18 protein-coding genes and 1 pseudogene are annotated in these 22,805 nt (G+C 37.0%); 10 read left to right on the top strand and 9 right to left on the bottom strand.

What is annotated here, in order from left to right; genetic code table 11:
• Positions 1-34: 34 nt before the first annotated feature.
• Positions 35-1,288: a hypothetical protein gene (locus tag A6M14_RS04415; RefSeq protein ID WP_152873805.1), complete on the bottom strand. Its 1,254-nt coding sequence runs from the start codon at positions 1,286-1,288 to the stop codon at positions 35-37.
• Positions 1,289-1,365: 77 nt separating this feature from the next.
• Between A6M14_RS04415 and serB the strand changes: the two genes are divergently transcribed.
• The 3 genes from serB (at position 1,366) to A6M14_RS04430 (ending at position 3,966) form a co-directional block, all read left to right on the top strand.
• Entirely contained in the window at positions 1,366-2,586 is a 1,221-nt protein-coding gene (serB, locus tag A6M14_RS04420; RefSeq protein WP_152873806.1) for a phosphoserine phosphatase SerB, read from the top strand.
• Between the two features lie 409 nt (positions 2,587-2,995).
• Positions 2,996-3,334, top strand: a complete 339-nt coding sequence (gene aciT, locus A6M14_RS04425; protein ID WP_152873807.1) for a ciprofloxacin tolerance protein AciT — start codon at positions 2,996-2,998, stop codon at positions 3,332-3,334.
• A gap of 152 nt (positions 3,335-3,486) precedes the next feature.
• Positions 3,487-3,966, top strand: coding sequence for an SCP-2 sterol transfer family protein (locus A6M14_RS04430; protein WP_152873808.1), 480 nt, complete (start codon positions 3,487-3,489; stop codon positions 3,964-3,966).
• A 129-nt stretch (positions 3,967-4,095) separates the two neighbouring features.
• Here the strand turns inward: A6M14_RS04430 and dtd are convergent, their stop codons facing one another.
• Positions 4,096-4,536: a D-aminoacyl-tRNA deacylase gene (gene dtd / locus A6M14_RS04435; protein WP_152873809.1), complete on the bottom strand. Its 441-nt coding sequence runs from the start codon at positions 4,534-4,536 to the stop codon at positions 4,096-4,098.
• Positions 4,537-4,771: 235 nt separating this feature from the next.
• On the opposite strand from dtd, the gene A6M14_RS04440 reads away from it, so the two are divergent.
• From A6M14_RS04440 to asd, 5 genes and pseudogenes are all read left to right on the top strand, one after another.
• Positions 4,772-6,289 (top strand): catalase, encoded by a 1,518-nt coding sequence (locus tag A6M14_RS04440; protein ID WP_152873810.1) that lies wholly within the window; start codon positions 4,772-4,774, stop codon positions 6,287-6,289.
• Positions 6,290-6,475: 186 nt separating this feature from the next.
• Positions 6,476-6,973, top strand: a pseudogene (locus tag A6M14_RS04445) (ankyrin repeat domain-containing protein).
• A gap of 192 nt (positions 6,974-7,165) precedes the next feature.
• Positions 7,166-8,368: a nicotinate phosphoribosyltransferase gene (gene pncB, locus A6M14_RS04450; RefSeq protein ID WP_152873811.1), complete on the top strand. Its 1,203-nt coding sequence runs from the start codon at positions 7,166-7,168 to the stop codon at positions 8,366-8,368.
• A gap of 169 nt (positions 8,369-8,537) precedes the next feature.
• Positions 8,538-9,380 (top strand): sulfurtransferase, encoded by an 843-nt coding sequence (locus A6M14_RS04455; RefSeq protein ID WP_152873829.1) that lies wholly within the window; start codon positions 8,538-8,540, stop codon positions 9,378-9,380.
• Positions 9,377-10,228 carry an archaetidylserine decarboxylase gene (gene asd, locus A6M14_RS04460; protein WP_152873812.1) on the top strand — a complete coding sequence of 284 codons (852 nt, stop codon included), beginning with the start codon at positions 9,377-9,379 and terminating at the stop codon, positions 10,226-10,228. Before A6M14_RS04455 ends, asd begins: the two co-directional genes overlap by 4 nt.
• Positions 10,229-10,283: 55 nt before the next feature.
• On the opposite strand, the gene phoR is transcribed toward asd, so the two are convergent.
• From phoR to A6M14_RS04475, 3 genes are all read right to left on the bottom strand, one after another.
• Positions 10,284-11,642 carry a phosphate regulon sensor histidine kinase PhoR gene (gene phoR, locus A6M14_RS04465; protein ID WP_152873813.1) on the bottom strand — a complete coding sequence of 453 codons (1,359 nt, stop codon included), beginning with the start codon at positions 11,640-11,642 and terminating at the stop codon, positions 10,284-10,286.
• A gap of 9 nt (positions 11,643-11,651) precedes the next feature.
• Positions 11,652-12,362: a phosphate regulon transcriptional regulator PhoB gene (gene phoB / locus A6M14_RS04470; RefSeq protein ID WP_163121770.1), complete on the bottom strand. Its 711-nt coding sequence runs from the start codon at positions 12,360-12,362 to the stop codon at positions 11,652-11,654.
• 235 nt (positions 12,363-12,597) lie between these two features.
• Positions 12,598-13,281: a TetR/AcrR family transcriptional regulator gene (locus A6M14_RS04475; RefSeq protein WP_152873814.1), complete on the bottom strand. Its 684-nt coding sequence runs from the start codon at positions 13,279-13,281 to the stop codon at positions 12,598-12,600.
• A 457-nt stretch (positions 13,282-13,738) separates the two neighbouring features.
• On the opposite strand from A6M14_RS04475, the gene A6M14_RS04480 reads away from it, so the two are divergent.
• Both A6M14_RS04480 and A6M14_RS04485 read left to right on the top strand, forming a co-directional pair.
• A complete protein-coding gene (locus A6M14_RS04480) occupies positions 13,739-16,150 on the top strand; it encodes an autotransporter outer membrane beta-barrel domain-containing protein (protein WP_152873815.1) in 2,412 nt (803 codons plus the stop codon).
• A 193-nt stretch (positions 16,151-16,343) separates the two neighbouring features.
• Positions 16,344-17,183 carry an SDR family NAD(P)-dependent oxidoreductase gene (locus A6M14_RS04485; RefSeq protein WP_152873816.1) on the top strand — a complete coding sequence of 280 codons (840 nt, stop codon included), beginning with the start codon at positions 16,344-16,346 and terminating at the stop codon, positions 17,181-17,183.
• A 55-nt stretch (positions 17,184-17,238) separates the two neighbouring features.
• On the opposite strand, the gene A6M14_RS04490 is transcribed toward A6M14_RS04485, so the two are convergent.
• The 4 genes from A6M14_RS04490 to A6M14_RS04505 all read right to left on the bottom strand — a co-directional run bounded on the left by A6M14_RS04490 (position 17,239) and on the right by A6M14_RS04505 (position 22,791).
• Entirely contained in the window at positions 17,239-18,615 is a 1,377-nt protein-coding gene (locus tag A6M14_RS04490) for an LLM class flavin-dependent oxidoreductase (RefSeq protein ID WP_152873817.1), read from the bottom strand.
• A gap of 131 nt (positions 18,616-18,746) precedes the next feature.
• The gene (locus tag A6M14_RS04495) at positions 18,747-20,117 is read right to left on the bottom strand and encodes an MATE family efflux transporter (RefSeq protein WP_152873818.1); all 1,371 of its coding nucleotides are present in this window, start codon (positions 20,115-20,117) and stop codon (positions 18,747-18,749) included.
• A gap of 112 nt (positions 20,118-20,229) precedes the next feature.
• Positions 20,230-21,384 carry a methionine aminotransferase gene (locus A6M14_RS04500; protein WP_152873819.1) on the bottom strand — a complete coding sequence of 385 codons (1,155 nt, stop codon included), beginning with the start codon at positions 21,382-21,384 and terminating at the stop codon, positions 20,230-20,232.
• 99 nt (positions 21,385-21,483) lie between these two features.
• Positions 21,484-22,791: a DUF445 domain-containing protein gene (locus tag A6M14_RS04505; protein WP_152873820.1), complete on the bottom strand. Its 1,308-nt coding sequence runs from the start codon at positions 22,789-22,791 to the stop codon at positions 21,484-21,486.
• Positions 22,792-22,805 lie beyond the last annotated feature (14 nt).

The raw sequence follows: 22,805 nt of genomic DNA on the forward strand, positions 1-22,805 counted from the left end.
CATTAAGTCAGGCTTTTTATTTCAACACTGCATTTTAAGATGCACGAGATTGTTTTGCTTTTAAAATTTCAGTACGAATGGTTTGCGCTAATTCCGCATGTTCACTATCCATACCATTAATCATAAATGCATGGCGAGTTAGAACATTGGTTGGATTAGGCAGATTAACCAATTCGTAATGTTCCGATAGCTCTTTCAAAAATTCATTAGGTAAATAAATCGCGCTTTCTTTTGCTGAAAGTTGATTCACCAAACGTTCTGCTGCTTGAACTGAGTTAAGTTGCATCGCTTCAACAGAAGTGGCTACGGCACTGCGTGTTTGAAGTACAAAGCGTTTGTCTTCGCGGTAACGTTTATAAAGTACTTCTGAAAGCAACTGGAAAACGGTGCCAATCATAGCCAAACATTCTGGAGCATTTGGCTTTTCAGATGAAATTGTCAGGGTTGCACCATTTCGACTGAACGTCTGTACAGTTGTAATGTCAGAAACATTCAATTTGTAATATTGAACACAAAGCTCAATACTTTTTGTTAAAAAGATTTGGCACAAATTAAAGTAAGGTGTAGAAACTTTATCTGTAATTGAGTCGAGCAGTTGTTTCGGGTCGTAGAACTGAATATTCAAAGCAATAGTGTTTTGATTTGGGACTTCACTGTTCAATTCTTTGATTTTTGGTTGAGCTTTAGCAAGATGCTGAGATTGTGCCAAAGTTACCGCAGAATGATGCTTTTCTTGTTCTAATGCTTGAGTCAACATTTGAAGTTCGTGTTTTAAACGTGCTTCATTATTTATATTTGCCAAATATTCTGTACGGCTAGGTCGTGCAATTGCACGGTAAGCAAGCCACAACAAGCCATGAATGAATAATGAAAATAGAATAGCCATCCATTGAGTACGTAAAATTTCACCAATACTTGGTTTAATTAGCGTAATTTCAATTGTTCCGACTTTCTTTTCATTTTGTAACGCATCTCTAACAAAAATTTCGCCCTGACGCGTTTTTGACATACCACCAGTTGCAAGCACCTGATTATTGGTATCTAAAATACGAATAGATGCAATATTTGGGTTGGTTGCATAACGATTCGCCAATAAAGCAAGAGACACGGTATTGGCAGGATCTAGCTCAGATAAGCTGTCCGTAACCAATTGCGTTGTCATCAATTGACCTTGATTGGTGCGGTTTTCATTTAATTGATGTGTCGTTGCAAGTACCAATAAAAAGGTATGCAACGTAAAGCTTACAATCAGTAGGCTAGCAAATAGCCCTTGTCTAGGCGCATTCAACGTAAACTTCCAAAGTAATTCTACTTAAATTCGATTATGATTCTTACAATAGTTGTAGCTCAGACCCGAGTCAATTCATGCGAGAAATCATTCTTATATCATTTTTAGGACCTGACCAACCTAATCAGTTTACTCGATTAATGCAGGTGTTGTCCGCTCATTCCTTACAAATTCTAGATGTTGGCCAAGCCGTCATCCACAACCAGCTCACATTAGGTATTGTTGTTGCCTCTGAAGATCAGACTGCGACAGCATTAGCCATGAAAGAGATTTTAATTTTAGCACATGAAATTGGTTTAACTGTTCGCTTTAAACCAATCTTGGCAACAGATTATGATCAATGGGTAAGTGAAGGTGGTCGTACGCGTTACATCGTAACAGCGCTAGCACCTGAATTAAAAGCTTCGCACTTACAAGCAGTGACTCAAATTGTATCTAGTCAAGGCTTTAACATTGAAACAGTAACACGTTTGTCTGGCAGACCAACTTTAACAGGTGAATCTACTGAGCCTAAACGTGCTTGCGTAGAGTTTGGCTTAAAAGGACAAATGCTAGATGCTGCAGCAATGCGTGCAGCATGCCTAAAACTATCAAGTGAACTAAATGTCGATGTTGCAGTTCAGGAAGATAATGCTTATCGCCGTAATCGTCGTTTAGTTTGTTTTGATATGGACTCAACGTTAATTGAGCAAGAAGTGATTGATGAACTTGCAAAAGAAGCAGGCGTGGGTGAGCAGGTTGCTGAAATTACAGAACGAGCAATGCAAGGTGAACTTGATTTCCAAAGCAGTTTCCGCGCACGTGTTGCTCTTTTAAAAGGTATGGATGCATCTGTACTTGCAAGTATTGCAGAACGCTTAACCGTTACAGAAGGTGCTGAACGTTTAATTTCAACACTGAAAGCATTGGGTTATCGCACCGCAATTTTATCTGGTGGATTCCAATATTTTGCAGAATATTTACAAGCAAAATTAGGTATAGATGAAGTACATGCAAACATCTTAGATATTCAAGATGGCAAGGTGACAGGTGAAGTTAAAGGTCACATTGTAGATGGTGCACGTAAGGCCTTACTTTTAACTCAAATTGCTGAAGAAATGGGTATTTCACTTGAGCAAGCCATTGCAGTAGGGGATGGTGCAAACGATTTACCAATGCTTTCAATTGCGGGTTTAGGTGTTGCATTCCGTGCGAAACCTCTAGTTCGCCAAAATGCAAATCAAGCCATTTCTAGCGTTGGTTTAGATGGTGTACTGTATTTACTTGGTGTACATGATAAAGATTTAAACCGTGGATAATGGTTGAGTTTTTAAAAAAATACGGCAAATTTGCCGTATTTTTTATTTATAAAGGCATAAATAATGAGACTAAAGCCGTGGATGAATGCAAGAAAAAAATAACGATAAATACCATCGGTAAAAAAATTTTTTAGTTAAAAAATGCAGATGTTTTTTTTGTAATGACACGCGAAGAAAGGACAGGCTTTACTTCCCGAAAAGTTAAAATCAAAAAAAATGTAATTACAATATAATATTGCGACAATGTATGTCGCATAACCAGATAACAAGTCTTTTTTTATGCAAAAAACTGCTCATAATGCTTTTCATAGCGTTTAAATACATATAGCCCATTAATCTAATTAAAGGTATTCGCGTTAGAACGATGCTTTATTTAAAAAGCTAGAATCTAACATTAACGGAGGTTTTTATGGCAACAGCGAATTTAGCAAGCATTGTCGGCATCAGCTTATTAGCAGTTGCTTTGATTGCTGTTTTCTTCTCGCCTTATCGCCGCTGGTTGAGCTTTATGATGGCTGGAATGGTTTTTTGGGGATTACTCGAGATTGTACGTTTAAGTGTGCAAACAGTCTTTGAATTCCCAGTAACTTACAGTTATCTAGCTGCGATTTCATTTGCAATGGTGATGATGACATTATTGCTGTTAATTGAAGATCGTCGAGCGGAACGTGCAGCAATGGCAAAGCGTCGTTATATTGAACATACTCCAGTATATGAAGACGATCAGCAACAATATTCTAGCCATTAAGAGAAGACTGATCTTTTTCGAAAAATGCACATTGATGTGCATTTTTTTTGTTTGAAATTTATGATTATTATGCAAAGCAATACTGCAAAAAAAATAAGCTATGGTAGGATGTCGTAGTTCAATTTTATACAATTACAATAGGCTTCGATGTCATGAAATTTCCTTCACTACCTGTCGTAAAATTACCACTTGTTGATGTGAGTACAGACCCGCTTGATCTTATGGTTGCAGGTTTAGTATTACGTATGAAGCAATTGGCTCGTACAAGTCCTAAATTTATTGAATTGATTCATGATCGTCAGTTCCGTATTCAAATTGGTACAGACTTGGGTGTTGCGCGTCAAATTATTGTAAATAATGGACAAATCGATACAGTTTCAGGAAGTGCAGAACCTGCAGATTTTACTTTGCAATTTGCAGACAGTGAACAAGGTGTAAAGACGTTGGTTAAAGGCGATCCATCTGTATTTATGACAGGTATGCAAAATGGCACAATTAAAATGGATGGTGATTTCAGTTTGTTGGTGTGGTTTAACCGTGTTGCTAAACTTATTCCGCCAAAATTGCCAAAACCTGTGACAGAAAAGTTGTCTTTTGCGCGTCAATTCATCAAAGAGAAGACAGGTAAATAATCAAAAATCTTTCATCGAGCCTTTTCTTTCTCCCTTTGGGAGAAATACAAAGAGGCTATAAGTATGAGTGATAGATTTGACCAAGAAAAGCCCTCAATCGAGGGCTTTTTTATATGTATAAGATTTCAATTATTCAATTTCTAAGTTAAATGTTACAGGTCCATCATTGACCAAATGAACTTTCATGTCTGCAGCAAAAATACCTGTTTGAACATGGCTAAACTGAGATTTTGCATATTCAACTAGTTGTTCATAAAGTGCTTTGGCTTCACTGGGCGGCATTGCAGGACCAAAGTCAGGACGTAAGCCTTTTTGTGTTTGTGCCATTAAAGTAAATTGTGAAACAAGCAATAAACCACCATTGGCTTGGGAAATATTCCATCCCATTTTGCCTTGTTCATCATCAAAAAAACGATATTTTAAAATTTTATCAATCAGCTTTTTACCTTTTTCAAAGTCATCTTCCTTGCCTAAACCTAGAAAAACTAAAATTCCTTTTTCAATTTCTCCAGTTGTTTCACCATCTACAACTACTTTTGCTTCAAGAACTCGTTGCAATAAAGCACGCATAACACAACCATTTATGATGTTTTTTAATTCAAATGAATTGTAGCAAATATCTCTACTCAATATGATGTGGTGAGTTTGTGGTTGTGTAAGTATTTAATAAATATTGAGTTTAGATAAGTTTAAAAGTGTTGATCTAATAAAACGATTAAAACTATAAAAATTAACCCTTTTACCAATTTAAATGAAAAATGTAACTTAGCTCGTGCAGGAAAGGTATGAATTGAGAGAAAACATCATGTTTAAGCGTTCTTTATTAGTTGCAATGCTTACAGCAGCAACTGCAGCGACACAAGCTGCACCATTAACAAAAGATAACGGTGCTCCAGTGGGTGATAACCAAAACTCAATCACCGCAGGTCCAAATGGTGGCACTTTGCTACAAGACGTTCAATTGGTACAAAAATTACAACGTTTTGGTCGCGAGCGTATTCCTGAGCGTGTTGTTCACGCACGTGGTACGGGTGCTTACGGTGAATTTGTTGCAACTAAAGATTTATCAGACTTAACTGTCGCTTCACTTTTTAAAGCAGGTACAAAAACCCCTGTATTCTTACGTTTCTCAACTGTAATTCACGGTAAAGGTTCACCTGAAACTTTACGTGACCCACATGGTTTTGCAATCAAATTCTATACACAAGAAGGTAACTGGGACTTAGTAGGTAACCAATCTCCAGTATTCTTTATTCGTGATGCGATTAAGTTCCCAGATTTCATTCACGCAATGAAACCAAGCCCAATTAATAACGTTCAAGATGCAAACCGCGTTTTTGACTTCTTGTCTAGCCAACCATGGGCTGTGAACATGTTGACTTACGTTTATGGTCAGCAAGGTGTTCCAACGAGCTATCGCGAGCAAGATGGTTTTGGTGTTCACGCATACAAGTTGTACAACGACAAAGGCGAATATAAATACGTGAAGTTCAACTTCCGCTCTAAACAGGGCGTGAAAGGTCTTAACGTGAAAGAAGCGGCTGAGCAACAAGGTAAAGACTTCAACCACTTAACGAACGATCTTTACAACAACATCAACAAAGGTAATTTCCCGAAATGGGATCTTTATATCCAAGTATTGGATCCTAAAGATTTAAATAGCTTTGATTTTGATCCGCTAGATCCAACTAAAATCTGGCCAACAGACTTAGTTAAAGAAACGAAAGTAGGTACGTTAACACTTAACCGTATGCCTAAAAACTTCTTTAATGAAACTGAGCAATCAGCTTTTGCTCCAGGTAATTTAGTACCAGGTATCGAGCCATCTGAAGACCGTTTATTACAAGGTCGTGTGTTCTCTTACTCGGATACGCAAATGTATCGTTTAGGTGCGAATCATCAGCAAATTCCTGTAAACCGTCCAGTTGTGAATGTAAACAACAACAACCAAGATGGCTACATGAACGTTAGCGAACGCGATTCTGATGTTAACTATGAACCAAGTCGTAAAGAGCCTAAAGCTGCAACTGAAAAAGCACGTGCAGTTCAAACTCCACTTTCAGGTACAGTTCAACAAGTTGGCGTGAAAGAGCAAAACTTCAAGCAAGCTGGTGATCTTTACCGTTCATACACTGCGAAAGAAAAAGACGATTTAATCATGAACTTAGCTGCTGATCTTGGCAATGTGAAAGATTCAGAAACTAAGCACATCATGTTGTCTTACTTCTACAAAGCAGATGCGGACTACGGTACGCGTATGACTAAAGCGGTGAACGGTAACTTGGCAACTGTTAAAGCGAAAGCAGCGAAATTAAAAGACTAAGTCTTTTAAATGGTCAATATAGATTGATCGGCTGAATTGGTGACTAGGGCGTAGGAAGTCACCTCAAGAAAGTCCTGTAGAACTCAATTCCTTTCCTGCACCCTAGGGGAGTTTTACAGGCACTCTTTTTTACCAATATCAAATTTTCATATTATGAAGTAAGTTCGATTTCTGTTGGAGTTCATCATGAAAGTTATGCAACATATCGTTTTAGCTAGTATTCTCGTGCTTGGTTCCGCATTCGCAAACGTGACTGTCGCGAAGAATATCTCCCCCGTTAAAACTGTTGCAAACGATCAGATGAACTCACAACAGGAATTGATAGCTCTTTTCTTTGCTGCTGCAAGAACGGGTAATGAAGACGTCATCAACGAGTTTTAAAAATATGGTTTTCCTGTAGATACGCGTAATGCAGATGGTTATACACCGTTAATGATGGCTGCATATTATGGTCATCAAAATATTGTTACGACATTAATTGCGCATGGTGCAGATCGTTGCGCACGTGATAATAAAGGTAATACTGCATTAATGGGTGCAATGTTCAAACTAGAATGGTCGATTGTGAAACAACTTCGTAAAACAGATTGCGATGTGAATGCAAAAAAAACAGGTCAAAAAACCGTTGAAGAATTTGCCAAAGTGATTGGACAAGATAAAAAATTTAAGCAACTTAAGGATTAAATGAAGCCTTTGATTCAGAATCTATTGCTCATTTTTATCTAACAAAGTTATATAAAATGAATGAATAATAAAGACTCAATCTATATTGGGTCTTTTTATTTTGTCTAAAACCATTCAACTCTTCTTAAAACTTTCAATTTTTATTTAAAAAATATGCTTTAATGCAATAAGCACAGCGAAATACATAAAGATATGGCTCCAATCATTCAATCTTTGCTTGATACAGATTTGTACAAATTTACAATGCTTCAAGTGGTTCTGCATAAATTCCCACAGACGCATAGTGTCTATCATTTCCGATGCCGTAATTTGCAAGATACGGAATATCCATTAACGGAAATTTTAGATGATTTGAATGAACAATTAGATCATCTTTGCCAATTAAAATTTAAAGAAGATGAGCTTCTGTATTTAAGAAGTTTACGTTTTATAAAAAGTGACTTTGTCGATTATTTAGAACTCTTCCAATTAAAACGCCGTTTTATTAAAGCGGGAATAGACGAAGAAGGGCGTTTGGATATTTGGGTAGAAGGCCCAATGGTTCAAGCGATGATGTTTGAAATTTTCGTTCTTGCTATAGTCAATGAGCTTTACTTCAAACGTATTCGTTCAGATGAAGTTCTTGCCGAAGGTGAACGTCGTCTTTTAGCGAAAGTTGAATTACTTAAAAAATATGAAGCAGAACAAAATCCAAATGATCCACCATTTTTAGTTTCAGATTTTGGCACACGTCGAAGATATAGCTTTGAATGGCAAAAACACGTTATTGAAGAATTCCACAAAGCTGCACCCTACATTTTCCGTGGTACAAGTAATGTATTAATTGCAAAGGATTTGAACATCACACCTATTGGTACAATGGCGCATGAATTCCTACAAGCCTTTCAAGCTTTAGATGTTCGTTTACGTAATTTCCAAAAATCTGCGCTGGAAACTTGGGTGCAAGAATACCGTGGCGATTTAGGAATCGCACTGACAGATGTTGTGGGAATGGATGCTTTCTTACAAGATTTTGATTTGTACTTTGCAAAACTGTTTGATGGTTTACGTCATGACAGTGGCGACCCGTATGAATGGGGTGACAAAGCTTATGAACACTATAAAAATTTAAAAATTGATAGTAAAACCAAAATGCTCACGTTTAGTGATGGTTTGAATTTAGAAAAAGCATGGTCATTGCATAACTACTTTAAAGATCGCTTCCAAGTGAGCTTTGGGATTGGCACAAATTTAACAAACGATATGGGACAAACACCTTTAAATATCGTGTTGAAACTTGTGGAATGTAATGGACAATCTGTAGCAAAAATTTCGGATAGTCCGGGCAAAACTATGACGGATAATGACACTTTCTTGGCATATTTACGTCAAGTTTTTGATATTACCGAAGCATAGAATTGAACTAAATTTAGAAAATGCTGAACATGATGTTTGGCATTTTTTTTGATTAAAAAATGAGTTTACTTATCTAAAATTATGCTAAATGAATACTATAAATCCACAGATTACTAAAAAGTAAGTATGCTAATATTTAAGATATTGGACTAAATATAAAATGCAAAAGATGGCTAAATTTAACTTTGATTTCAAACTATTAATTGAAGTTGAGGACTTGGTTCCTCATCTAGGAAATACCAATTTACGTATTGTCGATTTAAGCCGAAGTTCGGTTTATGAACAATTACATATTCCGCATGCAATTCATTTGAAACCAAAGCTTTTAGTACGTCAAGAAGACAATACATCAGGTTTATTGCCAGAAGTGGAAGGCTTAGAAGAGCTCATTGAATATTTGAATATTTCACCCGATCATCATGTAGTTGCTTATGATGATGAAGGTGGTGCATGGGCAGGGCGTTTAATTTGGAACTTACATTGTTTAGGTTTTCATAATACAAGCCTGTTAAATGGTGGTATTCATGCATGGTTGGGTGCGGGTTTACCCACTTCAGCAGAAGTAGAAAGCTTTGAAACTGTAACAAATTTAGTCCAAGTTAAATTAGATGAAACATATCGTATTCAATATGATGAATTGCTTGAAAAGGTGAAAAACAAAGAGATTCAGGTTTGGGATTGCCGTACAGAAGATGAATATACAGGCCTCAGATTAGCTGCACGACGTGGCGGTCACATTCCAGGAGCAAGACATTTTGAATGGAGTACTGCCCTAAACCGTGAAAATCATTTAAAATTGCGTCCATTACAAAACACGCAACAACGTTTGGAACAGTTAGGCTTCAATTTAAATGAACCTGTCGTGGTGTATTGCCAATCGCATCACCGTTCAGGTCTGGCATATATTTTAAGCCGTTTATTGGGTTGGAAAGTTCAAGCGTATGATGGGGCGTGGAGTGAATGGGGCAACTGCCTCGCTAGTCCTATTATTACTGGAGAGTCGCCGTCTTGAGCCTCACATCACGTTTAAAAAAACAACTTTTCATTCAAGCACAACGTGTTGTGCCACAGCACCAATTATCTCGTGTTGTAGGTAAACTTGCGGCAAGTGAAACGCCTATTATTAAAAACACTGTTATTAGTGCTTTTAAAGCGCAATATGGCATTGATATGTCGATTGCAGAGCAACAAAATGCATTGAAATTTAAATCATTTAATGAGTTTTTCACACGTTCTTTAAAAGATGGCGTACGTGAAATTGACAATGATGCAACGAGTATTGTTTCACCTGCTGACGGTGCAATTTCACAATTAGGCAAAATTGAAGCGGGTGAGATTTTTCAAGCCAAAGGTCAAAGTTTTACAACTGAAAACTTAATTGCAGATCCATTACTTGCAGAACCATTTAAAAATGGTCAGTTTGCAACAGTTTATCTTTCACCAAAAGATTATCACCGTGTACATATGCCTTTTGCAGGTACATTAACTGAAACTTTGTATGTTCCGGGTGAATTGTTCTCTGTAAACCAAACGACTGCGGAAAATATTCCAGGTTTATTTGCACGTAACGAACGTATGGTGTGCTTATTTGATACTGAACTTGGTCGTATGGCGGTTGTTCTTGTTGGTGCGATGATTGTTGCTGGCATTGAAATTGTGGCGACAGGAAAAGTAAAACCATCAGGTCGTTTAGAAGTGAATCAACATAATCTGTTCTTGGAAAAGGGTGCAGAATTAGGTCGTTTCTATTTAGGTTCAACTGCTGTGGTTTTATTTGAAGAAAATAAAATGCAGTGGGATGCCGAGTTTAAAGCAAACTCTGCTGTTGAAATGGGTAAAGCTTTGGGTCATACCCTGTAAGTTTTATTTTGAATGATGAAACTAAAAAAGCACCTTTCGGTGCTTTTTTTATATATTAACTTGAATGGTATAAACGTTCTTTAGGGAAAACCGCCTTAAAAATTGAGCCCTGATTTTCTTTAGATTCAACATCTAAATATGCGTTATGTTGCATAAGAACGTGCTTCACAATGGCTAAGCCCAAGCCTGTTCCGCCTGTTGCTCGGCTACGTGCACTGTCTACACGGTAAAAACGTTCGGTTAAGCGTGGCAAGTGTTTCGGGTCAATACCAATCCCTGTATCTTCTACAGTGAAGTAGCCGTGCGTGCCATCATCATGCCAACCAATGGTAATGGTTCCACCTTTTGGTGTGTATTTAATGGCATTGGTAATCAGGTTACTAAAAGCACTCGCAAGTTCCATATCTGAACCAATAATTTCGCAGTGGCTGTCGATATCTAAATTCAGCGTGTGACCATAATCGACATTGTAAGCTTGTGCATCATCAAACAATTGATTCATTAAACTCGGCATTTCAATGATTTGATTTTTGGCGATACTTTTTTCATTTTCTAAGCGTGACAATAAAAGCAAATCATTGACCAAAGCATTCATGCGACGTGTTTGCGATTGCATTTGATCGAATGCACGTTTCCAACGAGGGTTAATATCTTCTTGATCTGTAAACGTTTCAATGTAACCACTGAGCACGGTTAATGGTGTGCGGAGTTCATGTGAAATGTTATCTACAAAGTCTTTACGCATTTGTTCTAAGTTATGCATGCGCGTTACGTCATAGGCAACTAAAAGACGGCTTTCACCACCAAAACGCGTCATTTTGACTTGAACATAATGTTCTTCATAGACCGTAGATTTCATTTTCAAACCATCAGGTGATTCATCTATATGGTTGAAATATTCAATGAAATTTGGCTGACGTAAAATACTTAAAATATTACGACCACGATCATGTGTCTGAAAGCCTAGAAGATGTTCAGCAGCAGGATTCCACCATTCAATTTGATTGTTATCATCAATAAGAACAACGGCTTCTGCTAAGGCAACAAGCGATGATTGTGCTCGATCAATGAGTCCAACCATTTCTGCTTGAACAATTCGTTCTTGGCGTTGTGCTCTGTAAACATTAAAGAGTAAAGCACCCCAAATTCCCCCTAAATTAGGCGGAACATCATAAGGTCGGTTGGAAATCCAATCGTTGACTAAATAAAGTGAACGTAATTGTATGATGCAGAAAATGGCAAATGCACAGAGGATGCAACTCCAAAAATACCCAACGCCTAATCCAATAAATGCCGCAATCACAATCAAAAATGTGAGGAGTCTTAAGTCTTGCTTGGAAAAGGCCCATAAGCTGCTATAGCGAAACTTTTTATGTTCTCTTGCAAGCTCAGGAACGGGGTATGGTTCATACATAAATGCTAATTAACCTAATGCAACATCTGCTCGAGTAGAAAAACGGTAGCCAGTTCCACGAACAGTTTGGACATAACGATCTGCACCAAAAGGTTCTAAAACTTTGCGTAATCGACGAATATGAACGTCAATTGTACGGTCTTCAATATATACGTTTCCACCCCATACTTGGTCAAGTAATTGTGCACGTGTATATGCACGTTCAGGATGGGTCATGAAAAATGCCAATAAACGGTATTCAGTAGGTCCCATTTCTAAAATGTTAGCACCAAAGCTGACACGTTGACTGACTGGATCTAATAATAAACCATTTGCATCAATTGATTTTTCACCGCTTAAAGCATTTGAACGACGCAAAACTGCTTTTATACGAGAAACCAATTCACGTGTAGAAAAGGGTTTAGTCATGTAATCATCTGCACCAGCATCTAGACCTTGAACTTTATGGTCTTCTTCTCCGCGCGCAGTAAGCATAATGACTGGAATTTCAGATAAGTTTTCATCTTTTTTCAAGCGACGGCATAAATCGACGCCGCTTACGCCACCAGGCATCATCCAATCCAATAAGACCAAAGAAGGACGTTGATCGACAATCATTTGATGTGCTTGGCGCGCATCTTCAGCTTGTAAACAATTAAAACCTGCCATATCTAAAGCGGTATGGATCATTTCCCGAATTGGGAGCTCATCATCAACAATTAAAATGTAGTCATCTTTCACAGCGCAATACCCTATTAATATAAACGGTTGTCCGTTTTTGTATTTATGACAGGCTTATTACAAAGATTAATTATGACAGTATCATTGCAAAATGGAAATTATGACAATTCTAAAACCAAATTGTGACATTCTCTTGATGATTTTATGACAGTTTTTAGACCTCAAGTTGGTATCAGTTCAGCATTTGGCGAGATATTAAGTTTATAAAAATTAAAGTTACAAAATATTGGAAAAACTATTTTTCATCTGGATCTTGATTGAATAATGCTAAAAATGGCCAGTAACATGCAGATAAAACGTCTTCTTTGGATTGTTGGAAATTGTTCATTACCCAACGAATTGCAATTTGAGTCACATAACCATTTAAACCTGAAGCAACCAATGAAATTTCATATTCTGTTCGGTGACTATTTGGTTTTGCAATCATGAGAATATGATGAATCATACGATCGAATCGTGCCAAAGTTTCTTGAAGAGTAGCTTGGTTATTTAATTCTTGAACGAGCAGTCCATCGATATAAATAATACGTGCCATCTTCGGATTTTCATGCAAAGTATTGAGTAAAGCCATTAAGCCTGCTTCAATCATTTTTTTAGGATTTTCAGCATTTTGCTCTGTAGCTTCTAATACATTTTGGCGTAATTCTTCTACCAATTTTAAAAAAATAGTTTGAAATAGTTGCTCACTTTTTTTAAAAGATTCATAAAAATAACGTTCGGTTAATTTTGCTTCCAAACAAATATCTTTTACCGTTGCAGCGAAAAACCCACGTGTTCCGTAAACTTGAATTCCTGCTGCTATAAGTTTTTCCAACCGAATTGCTTTGCGTTCTGAAAGAGATACGCCCTTAAATTGTCTTTCTTTTGCAGTTTTTTGTTCTGTCATAAGTTGTGCATCAATAAAAATAAGGTTTGTCATATAAAAAATACTGAGTTCATGATCATAAAAATTACGAACTTCGTTTTGCCATAATATTAGAAAAATAGCTTAAATATTGAGCTGAAATTACATGCGATTTTGTCTTAAAAATAGTCAATATAAATAAAATAATATTAAAAGATTGTAATGTAAAGTTTTACCATTTGTTAAATATTTAGCAATTTAAAAATAAAAGTGTGAATTCATAATGCACACATAATGCAACCTCGGTGTAACTAGATTGTTAATGATTGTTTAGTAATTGTTTTTAATAAAGTATTAAATACATATATTTTGTATGTGATTAAGGTGTTGTAACACTATGATTGAGTGCTTTTATCCTTTTTTTTATTAAGTCAATGTTGTTTGTCGGATTGATTTTGAATCATTTATTAAGTTGAAGTAAAGAATTGTCAAGTTTAGTGTTTGCTTAATTTTTTACCATTTGGAAAATATTGTGAAAGCAAAAATTAACATTCTGACTTTGTCGATCCTATCTTCTTTAGCAATTACAACTTCAATGTCAACTTCAGCAGCTGCATTTTGTCAGGCTGGTGTGACCGCGTCTTATTGGGGAGGGGGAACGCTAGAAGATCGTACATTAGATGAACAGGATTGTATTGAGATTGGTGCTAGTGGTGGAACAAACCCTTATGCTGGAACAGCTACAAATTTAGTTTTAGACAGTGGTTCTCAATTAAGTATTTTAGGGTACTTCCAAGATTCAACAATGAATAGTGGTTCTGAGGTGACAATCGGTAAGCTTCCTCAAATTGCAACAGGTTCATATAATGAATCAATCCCTGCTATAGGTTCAAATATAACGGTTAATGAGGGTGCATTAATCCGTGTACATGCTGGCGGAACATTAGAAAATTCTCATATTAATGGGGGAACAGTTTATGTTAACTCAGATAAACACCCAGAAGATCCAAGTCAATCTTTAAATAACACTGTAAATGCTGACGGCAAATTATTCGTTTATCTTGATGCTCAATCTTATGGGACTATCATCAATAAAGGTGGTGCTGAATACCTACAATCGAGAGGTCAATCTTTCGGCTCAGTGATTAATGGTGGTCGACAAAATGTGATGTCTGCATCAACGGCTAATGACACTGTAATTAATAGTGGTGAGCAATATGTTCTTGAAGGGTCTATCGCAAATGGAACAATTATCAATAGTGGTAATCAATCTATTTGGGATAATGGTCAGGCAAATAACACTATTGTAAATGGTGGTGTTCAAGATGTTTTAGCGACGGGTACAGCAACGGGCGTTAAATTATATAATAACGGTGTTCAAAACATTCGAGCAAATGCAACTGCGAAAGATGTTGAAATTCATGATCATGCAATTTCATGGATTGCAGCAGAAGGTAAGTTATTAGGTTCAACTCAAATTTATGATCAAGGTCAGCTACAAATTGTTGCCGCAGCATCGGGTAAAGAAGCTGTTGTCGAATCGGTTACTTTAAATGATGCTTCATCGAGTGTATTTATTTTAGCGGGTAAACAAGATGATTTGGGGTCTCACATTGGTCAGCTAGATGGTAATGGTCGTATTGTATTTAAAACAGGTACAAACGAAACAACGGGTGAAGCTACATATGCTCATCTGAACATTGATGAGCTTTCAGGAAATCAACATTTCCATTTCAACACATCTATTCAAGATGGTCGTGGTGATTACTTAACAATTCAAAAAGGTAGTGGTCAGCATCAAGTTTCTGTAGCAGATTCAGGCGCGGAAATTACATCTCCTTTTGATAAAAATTTAGACTTAATTACAGATGTAAGCAAAGGTTCTGAATTTGAACTTGCCAATATTAGTGGTCTAAATATTAATGCGGTAGATGGTGGTACTTACATGTACGAACTAAAAAACCGTGAAGATGCCAATGGTCAAACTTGGTACTTAACCACAAAGCAAGATGAAAATGGCAATGAAATTACAACACCAGGTGTAGATGCTGTTTTAAGTTTAGGTAGTGCGGCTATTTTTGCATTTAACAATGAACTTAATAATTTACGCTTTCGTAAAGGTACGTTAAAAAACAATGAAGGCGCTGCAGGTGTTTGGACACGCGCAACAGGTTCAAAAACAAATGTAGCAACAGGTAATACGCATTTTGATTTAGAACAAATAGGTACAGAAGTTGGTATCGATAAGCAAATTGCTGTAAACAAAGACGGTGTTGCATTTGTGGGTGGTTTTGCAAGCTATGGTAAAGCAGATGTAAAACATGACCGCGGTGGTACTAGTAACATCGATAGCTATAGTTTTGGTGTATATGGAACGTATTTCCATGATTCAGGCTTATATTTAGATGGTACTTTGAAATATAACCGCTTCGCGAATGATTTAAGTGCGCATTCAACAAATGGTCAATCTATTACAGGTGACTACAACCAAAATGCTTGGGGTGGTGCGGTAGAAGGTGGTTTTAATACTCGCCTTAAACATAATACATGGGTAGAACCGTTTGTTCGTCTTTCATATGTTCAAACTCAAGCGAAAACACTGAACTTAAACAATGATATGAAAGCTGATATTGGCGCACAAAAATCTTTAGCATCTGAAGTTGGTATTCATTTAGGTAAAGATTTTACTGTAGCGAATAACAGTACATTATCGCCATATATTAAAGCGGCTTGGAGCCATGAATTTATGGATAACAATAATGTATGGGTGAACGATACCAATAAGTTTGAAACGAATTTTTCTGGTGACGTAGCAAAACTTGGTCTAGGTTTAAATGCTCAGATCAATAAAACCTTTAGCGCCTTTTCAGAAATGAATTATGTAAAAGGTTCTAAAGTTGAAACACCTATTCATGCAAATCTTGGTGTTCGTTATAACTTTTAATGACTGAAATTTTTAGTGAATAAATGAAGAGGAAATTCCAAGTGAGTTTCCTCTTTTTTATTTAAGAGTGTTTCTATTTAAACATTAGAGTAATAGATTGAATATTAACTATGATTCAATACGTGCTATTTTAAAGTTTAATCAAGATTCAAAATGAAGTCTGTATTGCGACAGTGTTGGAAAAGGGAAAACGATGAATAATTTTCAAAATAAAGTTGCAGCAATTACAGGTGCAGGCTCAGGTATAGGTCAACAACTTGCAGTTTTACTTGCCAAAGAGGGATGTCATTTATCTTTAAGTGATGTGAATGAGCAAGGATTAATTGAAACTGTTGAAAAACTGAAAGAAACCGATGTGCGCGTTACCATCAAAAAACTAGATGTGTCAGACCGTTTTGCTGTTCAAGAATGGGCAGAAGAAACTGTAAAAGATCATGGTTCTGTAAACATGATTTTTAATAATGCAGGCGTAGCTTTGGCATCTACTGTTGAAGGTGCTTCTTATGAAGAACTTGAATGGATTGTCAATATTAACTTTTGGGGCGTTGTTTACGGCACCAAAGAATTCTTACCACTCATTAAGCAAACAGGCGATGGCCACATCGTAAATATTTCTAGTTTGTTTGGATTAACCGCACAGCCAACGCAATCTGCATATAACGCCACTAAATTTGCGGTACGTGGTTTTACAGAATCACTTCGTCAAGAATTGGATATGGAAAATTGTGGCGTGAGTGCGTTATGTGTACACCCCGGTGGTATTCGTACTAATATCGCAAATGCTGCAAGAACCAATGAAAGCTTAAAAAGCTTAGGGATAAATCCTGAAAAATCGGCAAAATCGTTTAATAAATTTTTACGTTGTCCACCTGAAGAAGCTGCTCGTCAAATTTTAGAAGCAGTGAAAAAAGATAAGCGACGTTTATTAATTGGTAATGATGCCAAAGCTTTAGATCTTTTACAGCGTTTACTCCCTGCTGGCTATCAAAAAGTCATTGCCTTTGCGAGCAAATCGGGTAAGCCTAAAAAATAGCTAAAATTGAAGTATAAAAAGCCTGCAATGCAGGCTTTTTATTTTTTAAAGATGATTAAGATGCTTCAGCCGCTTTGTTTCGTTCCGTAAGAACGTATTGATTTTCAGGTCGTTTAAGACCTAAGTTTTCACGTAAAGTTGTTCCTTCGTATTCTGTTCGGAACAAGCCTCGACGTTGTAATTCAGGCACAATAAACTCGATAAAATCGTTTAAACCTGTAGGTGTGGATGGAGGAAGCACATTGAAACCATCAGCCGCTTCATTTTCAAACCATTCTTGTAGTTGATCGACAACTTGTTCAGGTGTGCCAATAAGCGTCCAATGTCCACGCGCTGAAGCAATATATTCGTAAAGCTGACGAATGGTAAAATTATGCTCTTTGGCAATATCAATCATAAGTTGTTGACGACTTGAGAAGGTCAAATCTGCATCGCTAATTTTTGGAATTGACTTATCTAAATCATATTTAGATAAGTCAATTCCACCTGCTAAACCTGCAAGTAAACCGCGTCCTACGTCAGGAAGAATCAAGCTATTGAGTAAGTCATATTTGGCTTTGGCTTCTTCTTCAGTTTGAGCAACAAAAATTGAAACACCTGGCATAATTCTTAAGTCATCTGCATGGCGACCATATTTTACTAAGCGACTTTTTACATCACGATAAAAGCCTTGAGCATCAGCTAAACTTTGTTGCGACGTAAAAATAACCTCAGCATGTTTTGCTGCAAGTTCACGACCATCTTCAGATTGTCCCGCTTGCACAATAACAGGATAGCCTTGTGGTGGACGAGGAACGTTTAAAGCACCTTGTACGTTAAAATATTTACCGCTATGAAGTGGTTCATGGCTTTTTGAAACCTCAAAGAATTGACCTGTTTCTTTGTCATATTTAAATGCATCATCTTCCCAAGAATCCCAAAGTTTTTGAACAACTTCAATAAATTCATCGGCACGTTCATAGCGTAAAGCAGGGTCTGGATGTTGTTGTAAACTGAAATTTCGTGCTGTTGATGCTGCACTTGTTGTCACAACATTCCATGCTGCACGACCTTTGCTAATATGATCTAAAGATGCAAATTTTCGAGCAAGTAAGTATGGATCTTCATAAGTGGTTGATGCTGTCGCAATGAAACCAATATTTTTTGTGACTGCTGAAATTGCAGCAAATAAAGTCACAGGTTCAAAACCAACGGCTTTATCTGTATAACCAAGCGTATGAGAATCTTTGCTTGCACCATGACTCCAACTTACTGAAAGTCCATCGGCAAGAAAATAGGCATCAAATAAGCCTTTTTCTGCGGTTTTAGCGAGTTCAATAGCGTAGTCGATACTTAGATGATCTTGTGGGCGCGATTCAGGATGGCGCCATCCTGCTGCATGTTGCGATGTTGTTGGAATGAATGCGCCAAGTTTTATTTGTCGTTGTGCCATGAGAACAGCCTATACATTTTTTAATTTATGTATAGCGTTATAACAACTCAAGAAATGGATGAAAAATAAGATAAAAATAATACCTTATACAAAATATGGAATTGTGATCTTTATCTATGTTTTAACGGTTATTAAATTAAAACTTTGACCGTTTTTTTCTTCCAAACAAATTGGTAATACAAACCTTGCATAATGCATAAGCAAACGAATGCGAGTGCATAGCCATACCAAATGCCTTCTAATCCCCACCAATTACTAAAGGTATAAGCAGCAGGAACTTCAATACAAACAATTGCGAGAACATTAATAATCATTGGAATAGTCACAGTTCCACTTGCTCGCATAATTGAAGCAAAAATAGCACTCGCACCAAAGAATAAAATTGACCATAAAACAATAAATAAAAGCTGTTGACCTAAGGCAACAACATTTGGATCTGTAATAAATAAAGCCATTAAATATTTAGAAAATAGGTAGGCTGAAATGACCAATGTTCCCGTGAATATGATATTCATTCCAAGGGCTGTACGTGTCACTTTCGCGAGTAAGTCTGACTTACCTGCACCAATGGCTTGAGCTGCAAAAATAGAAGCAGCAATGGCAATAGAAAGTGCAGGGAATTGAATGTAATTCAATACCTGATTGACTGCACCATAGGCAGCGGTTGCATCTGCACCATGTCGATTGACTAAACCTACAATCACCAAACCTGCTACAGAGGTTGTAACCATCTGTACACCTGTTGGAATGCCTAAACGTAAAATAATTTTGCTCAGTTTCGGTTGATGACGAATGCTTTTAATCAGTTGCCAATCGGGCTTTAAAGGGTGATCTTTTTTATTTAAATAGACGGTTAAAAAGATTAATACCGTTAACATCCCCAAGCTTGTCGCAATGGCAGGGGCAATAATGCCAAGTTTTGGAAAGCCAAAATATCCTGCAATTAATACAGGTGTTGTAATCACTCCAACACCAATAGACATGGTCGATGCTAGAAGTGGCGTTCGACTATCGCCTACACCACGTAAAATTGAAGTGTAAATAATATAGATAAATAACAGTGGGCTACCTGCAAGCATCCATTGCACATAAGGCAGAGATAGATGCATGACTTCATCATCTATACCCAAAGCCATTAAGATGTGTTTTGCATATAACACGCCAAAAATAGCAATCAGCGAGCCACCAATAAGGGTCATAAATAGCGTTGAACCCACGACACAGCGTACTTTCTCTAAATTTTGCGCACCCCAAGCTTGTCCAACTAAAACCGTTGCACCTGCGGAAAGCCCAATAACAAAAGCCATTAAACAAAATAGGATAGGAAAGAAAACCGACACAGCCGCAATGGCATGAACCCCAAGCATTTGACCCACAAAAATGGTGTTAATGGTGCCTGAAAGGTTTTGCAAAATATTAGTCGCAATTAAGGGCAAAAGGAAAACCAAAAAGGTTTTCCATAAATTTTGTTGCGTGACTAATGATTGCTGATGTTGCGACATGTATGCGTCCGTTTCACTGTATTTTTATGATTTTCAATATATTTTAGACTACATGAATGCATTAAAAAATGCCTTAGTTATTCAGTAACAAAGGCATTTAAAGTACTTATTTTTATACCTGAGATAATATTTGTGCTGCTTGAATAAGCGTTTCGTCTTTTTTGGCAAAACAGAAACGAATCATCTTTAAATCTTTGGGTGCATTTTTATAAAATACAGACACAGGTATGGCAACAATACCGTGTTTTTCAGCAAGATATTGGCACATTTCAACATCGGTTAAATCTGGACGAATATCGCTGTAATCTAAGTTTTGAAAGTATGTTCCAGAAGACGCTGTAAATTTAAAACGTGAATGCTTTAAACCTGAATTGAATAAATCGCGTTTTGCTTGGTAGAAACTTGCAAGTTGTTCAATATGCTCAGGATATTTTTGCATAAAGTTGGTAAGTGCAACTTGAACAGGTGTTACCCCACAAAAATTGGCAAATTGGTAAACCTGACGGAAAACGGTCATCAGTTCAGGTGCAGCAACGCAATAACCTGTTTTCCAACCTGTAACATGAAAGGTTTTACCAAATGAACCGACTACAAAACTACGATGACGCAATTCAGGAAATGAAAGTGCTGAATAGTGTTTTTGACCATCGTAAATAAGGTGTTCATACACTTCATCTGACAGCACAATAATATTTTTATCTTGAATAAGCGCGATTAAATTGAGCCAATCTTGTTTACTCCAAATTGCGCCTGTTGGGTTATGTGGCGTATTTACAATCACCATTTTAGTTTTAGCTGAAATAGCATCTTTCACTTTATTCCAATCGACTGAAAAGTGGGGTGCTGTGAGTGAAATATGAATAGGCGTCGCACCTACAAGCTGAATACTTGGTGCATAACTGTCATAACTTGGGTCAAAAATAATGACTTCATCACCTGCATGAACAAGCGCTTGAATAGCACTGAAAATGCCAATGGTTGCTCCAGGTGTAATCGTCATTTCAGTGATCGGATCAAGATGGACATCATCTCGTTTTAAAAATTGTTGAACCAATTGTTCACGTAAATTGAGTAGACCATCGCCTGGTGAATATTGATTAAAACCATCTAACGTGGCTTTGCTTAATTCTTCTAATAACGCAGATGGTGCGGGAAAATCAGGAAATCCTTGAGATAGGTTTAAAGCATTTAAGCGTTGTGCCAAAGCCGACATCACGCTAAAAATAGTGACGCCTTGAGAGGGAAGTTTGGATTGGATTTCGATCATGACCGCACTAAATGTTTAAATTAACTAGAGTTCTTAACATAGCATGATCAATTGAATTTCTTATTCTAAAATGCTGATCAGATCAGCATTCATTTGACATTAAAATGCATAATCAACAAAAGCTCGAATTAAACCTAAACCCAAACCAATAAAAGCACCAACGACCACGCCATTCACACGAATCATGTGTAAATCGCCACCGACTTCATTTTCAATTTTATCGATCATTTCACTAGAGTCCCATTCGTGAATTTTTTCACTAATAAAACGAATGACTTTTTCACTATATTGATCAGATAAATTAATGGCAACGGAACTCATTTTGTCATTTAAAAGTTCACGAACAGCTTGGTTTGAAATGATACTTTCACCCACTTGCTGAATAGCAATACGAATATTTTGTGCAATGCCCGAATTTGGTTTTTCTAAGTCATCTTTAATTGCATTACATAAAATAACCACGGCACCACTTATAAAATTAAGAACTTGAGGGCTTTCTAATAATGCATTTTTAGTGTCGTTTAGTTTGGTGCTCGCATGACTATTTTTATCTGCAAGCTCAAGCATCAGCTGTTGACCAAACTCTTCTATATGGTTGCGCCAAGGGTGTTCAGGGTCCGATAGCATTGCCTCAATTCGTTCTATAAGTGAATCGATTGAACGCTGTTGAACATCGATGCCAATCCAACTTGCACCTTTAGCGAGTTTCCAAACCCCCATTTCCTTAAATAATCGTTTGCTTATTTCCTGTATTTTTTCAGGATTTTTCAGCATCCATTCGTGAGCAACATCTAAACCGCGTTGTAAAACATCTTGATGGAAATCATTTTCCAAAACTGCACGAAGCATTTCACTTGCAAGATGATTAATTTCGGTATTTTTCACCCATTGAACGCTGTTGGTTTGAATGAACTTCCCAATTTGATCTTGCCCAATAAACTCAAAAATTTTGGGTGCAGATTGTTGAATAAGTTGCGTGATTTGTAAGTTGTTTTGAGGGGTTGCAAGCCATTGCCCAAATGCTAAAGAAAGGTCTGTATTCGCTAAACTTTTTTCTACCACTTGAGGCGATAAAAAGTTTTCCTGAACAAAGCGTCCCATAGATTCTGCAATACGGGCTTTATTTCGAGGAATAATTTCTGTGTGGTCACGTAAAAATTTAGGAATGGGCATTTTCCCAAAAGGATTACGAAACAAAACGGTAATGGCATACCAATCGGCTAATCCACCCACAACGCCTGCTTCTGCCGAAAGCATCAGAATATGAATGAGCCAAACATATTCAGGCAGAAGTTTTGCGGCAACCATTAATGCAAGCCAAATTAGCACAGCAATAACAAGTGCCAGAGCTGCAAAACGTTTACTACGTTGTAAGTTTGGCGATATTTCGCTGTTTGGTTCTGCCATAAAGTTTCCGTTAT

Source organism: Acinetobacter portensis (assembly GCF_009372215.1).
In the GTDB taxonomy this organism is placed as follows: Bacteria; Pseudomonadota; Gammaproteobacteria; order Pseudomonadales; family Moraxellaceae; genus Acinetobacter; species Acinetobacter portensis.

Bases quoted from the DNA above. Each gene is read 5' to 3' on its own strand.
- A6M14_RS04430 (WP_152873808.1), top strand. From the start codon at position 3,487: ATGAAATTTCCTTCACTACCTGTCGTAAAATTACCACTTGTTGATGTG.
- A6M14_RS04505 (WP_152873820.1), bottom strand. From the start codon at position 22,791: ATGGCAGAACCAAACAGCGAAATATCGCCAAACTTACAACGTAGTAAA.
- A6M14_RS04455 (WP_152873829.1), top strand. From the start codon at position 8,538: ATGGCTAAATTTAACTTTGATTTCAAACTATTAATTGAAGTTGAGGAC.
- serB (WP_152873806.1), top strand. From the start codon at position 1,366: ATGCGAGAAATCATTCTTATATCATTTTTAGGACCTGACCAACCTAAT.
- phoR (WP_152873813.1), bottom strand. From the start codon at position 11,642: ATGTATGAACCATACCCCGTTCCTGAGCTTGCAAGAGAACATAAAAAG.
- A6M14_RS04495 (WP_152873818.1), bottom strand. From the start codon at position 20,117: ATGTCGCAACATCAGCAATCATTAGTCACGCAACAAAATTTATGGAAA.
- dtd (WP_152873809.1), bottom strand. From the start codon at position 4,536: ATGCGTGCTTTATTGCAACGAGTTCTTGAAGCAAAAGTAGTTGTAGAT.
- A6M14_RS04440 (WP_152873810.1), top strand. From the start codon at position 4,772: ATGTTTAAGCGTTCTTTATTAGTTGCAATGCTTACAGCAGCAACTGCA.
- A6M14_RS04485 (WP_152873816.1), top strand. From the start codon at position 16,344: ATGAATAATTTTCAAAATAAAGTTGCAGCAATTACAGGTGCAGGCTCA.
- aciT (WP_152873807.1), top strand. From the start codon at position 2,996: ATGGCAACAGCGAATTTAGCAAGCATTGTCGGCATCAGCTTATTAGCA.
- pncB (WP_152873811.1), top strand. From the start codon at position 7,166: ATGGCTCCAATCATTCAATCTTTGCTTGATACAGATTTGTACAAATTT.
- A6M14_RS04500 (WP_152873819.1), bottom strand. From the start codon at position 21,384: ATGATCGAAATCCAATCCAAACTTCCCTCTCAAGGCGTCACTATTTTT.
- A6M14_RS04490 (WP_152873817.1), bottom strand. From the start codon at position 18,615: ATGGCACAACGACAAATAAAACTTGGCGCATTCATTCCAACAACATCG.
- A6M14_RS04475 (WP_152873814.1), bottom strand. From the start codon at position 13,281: ATGACAAACCTTATTTTTATTGATGCACAACTTATGACAGAACAAAAA.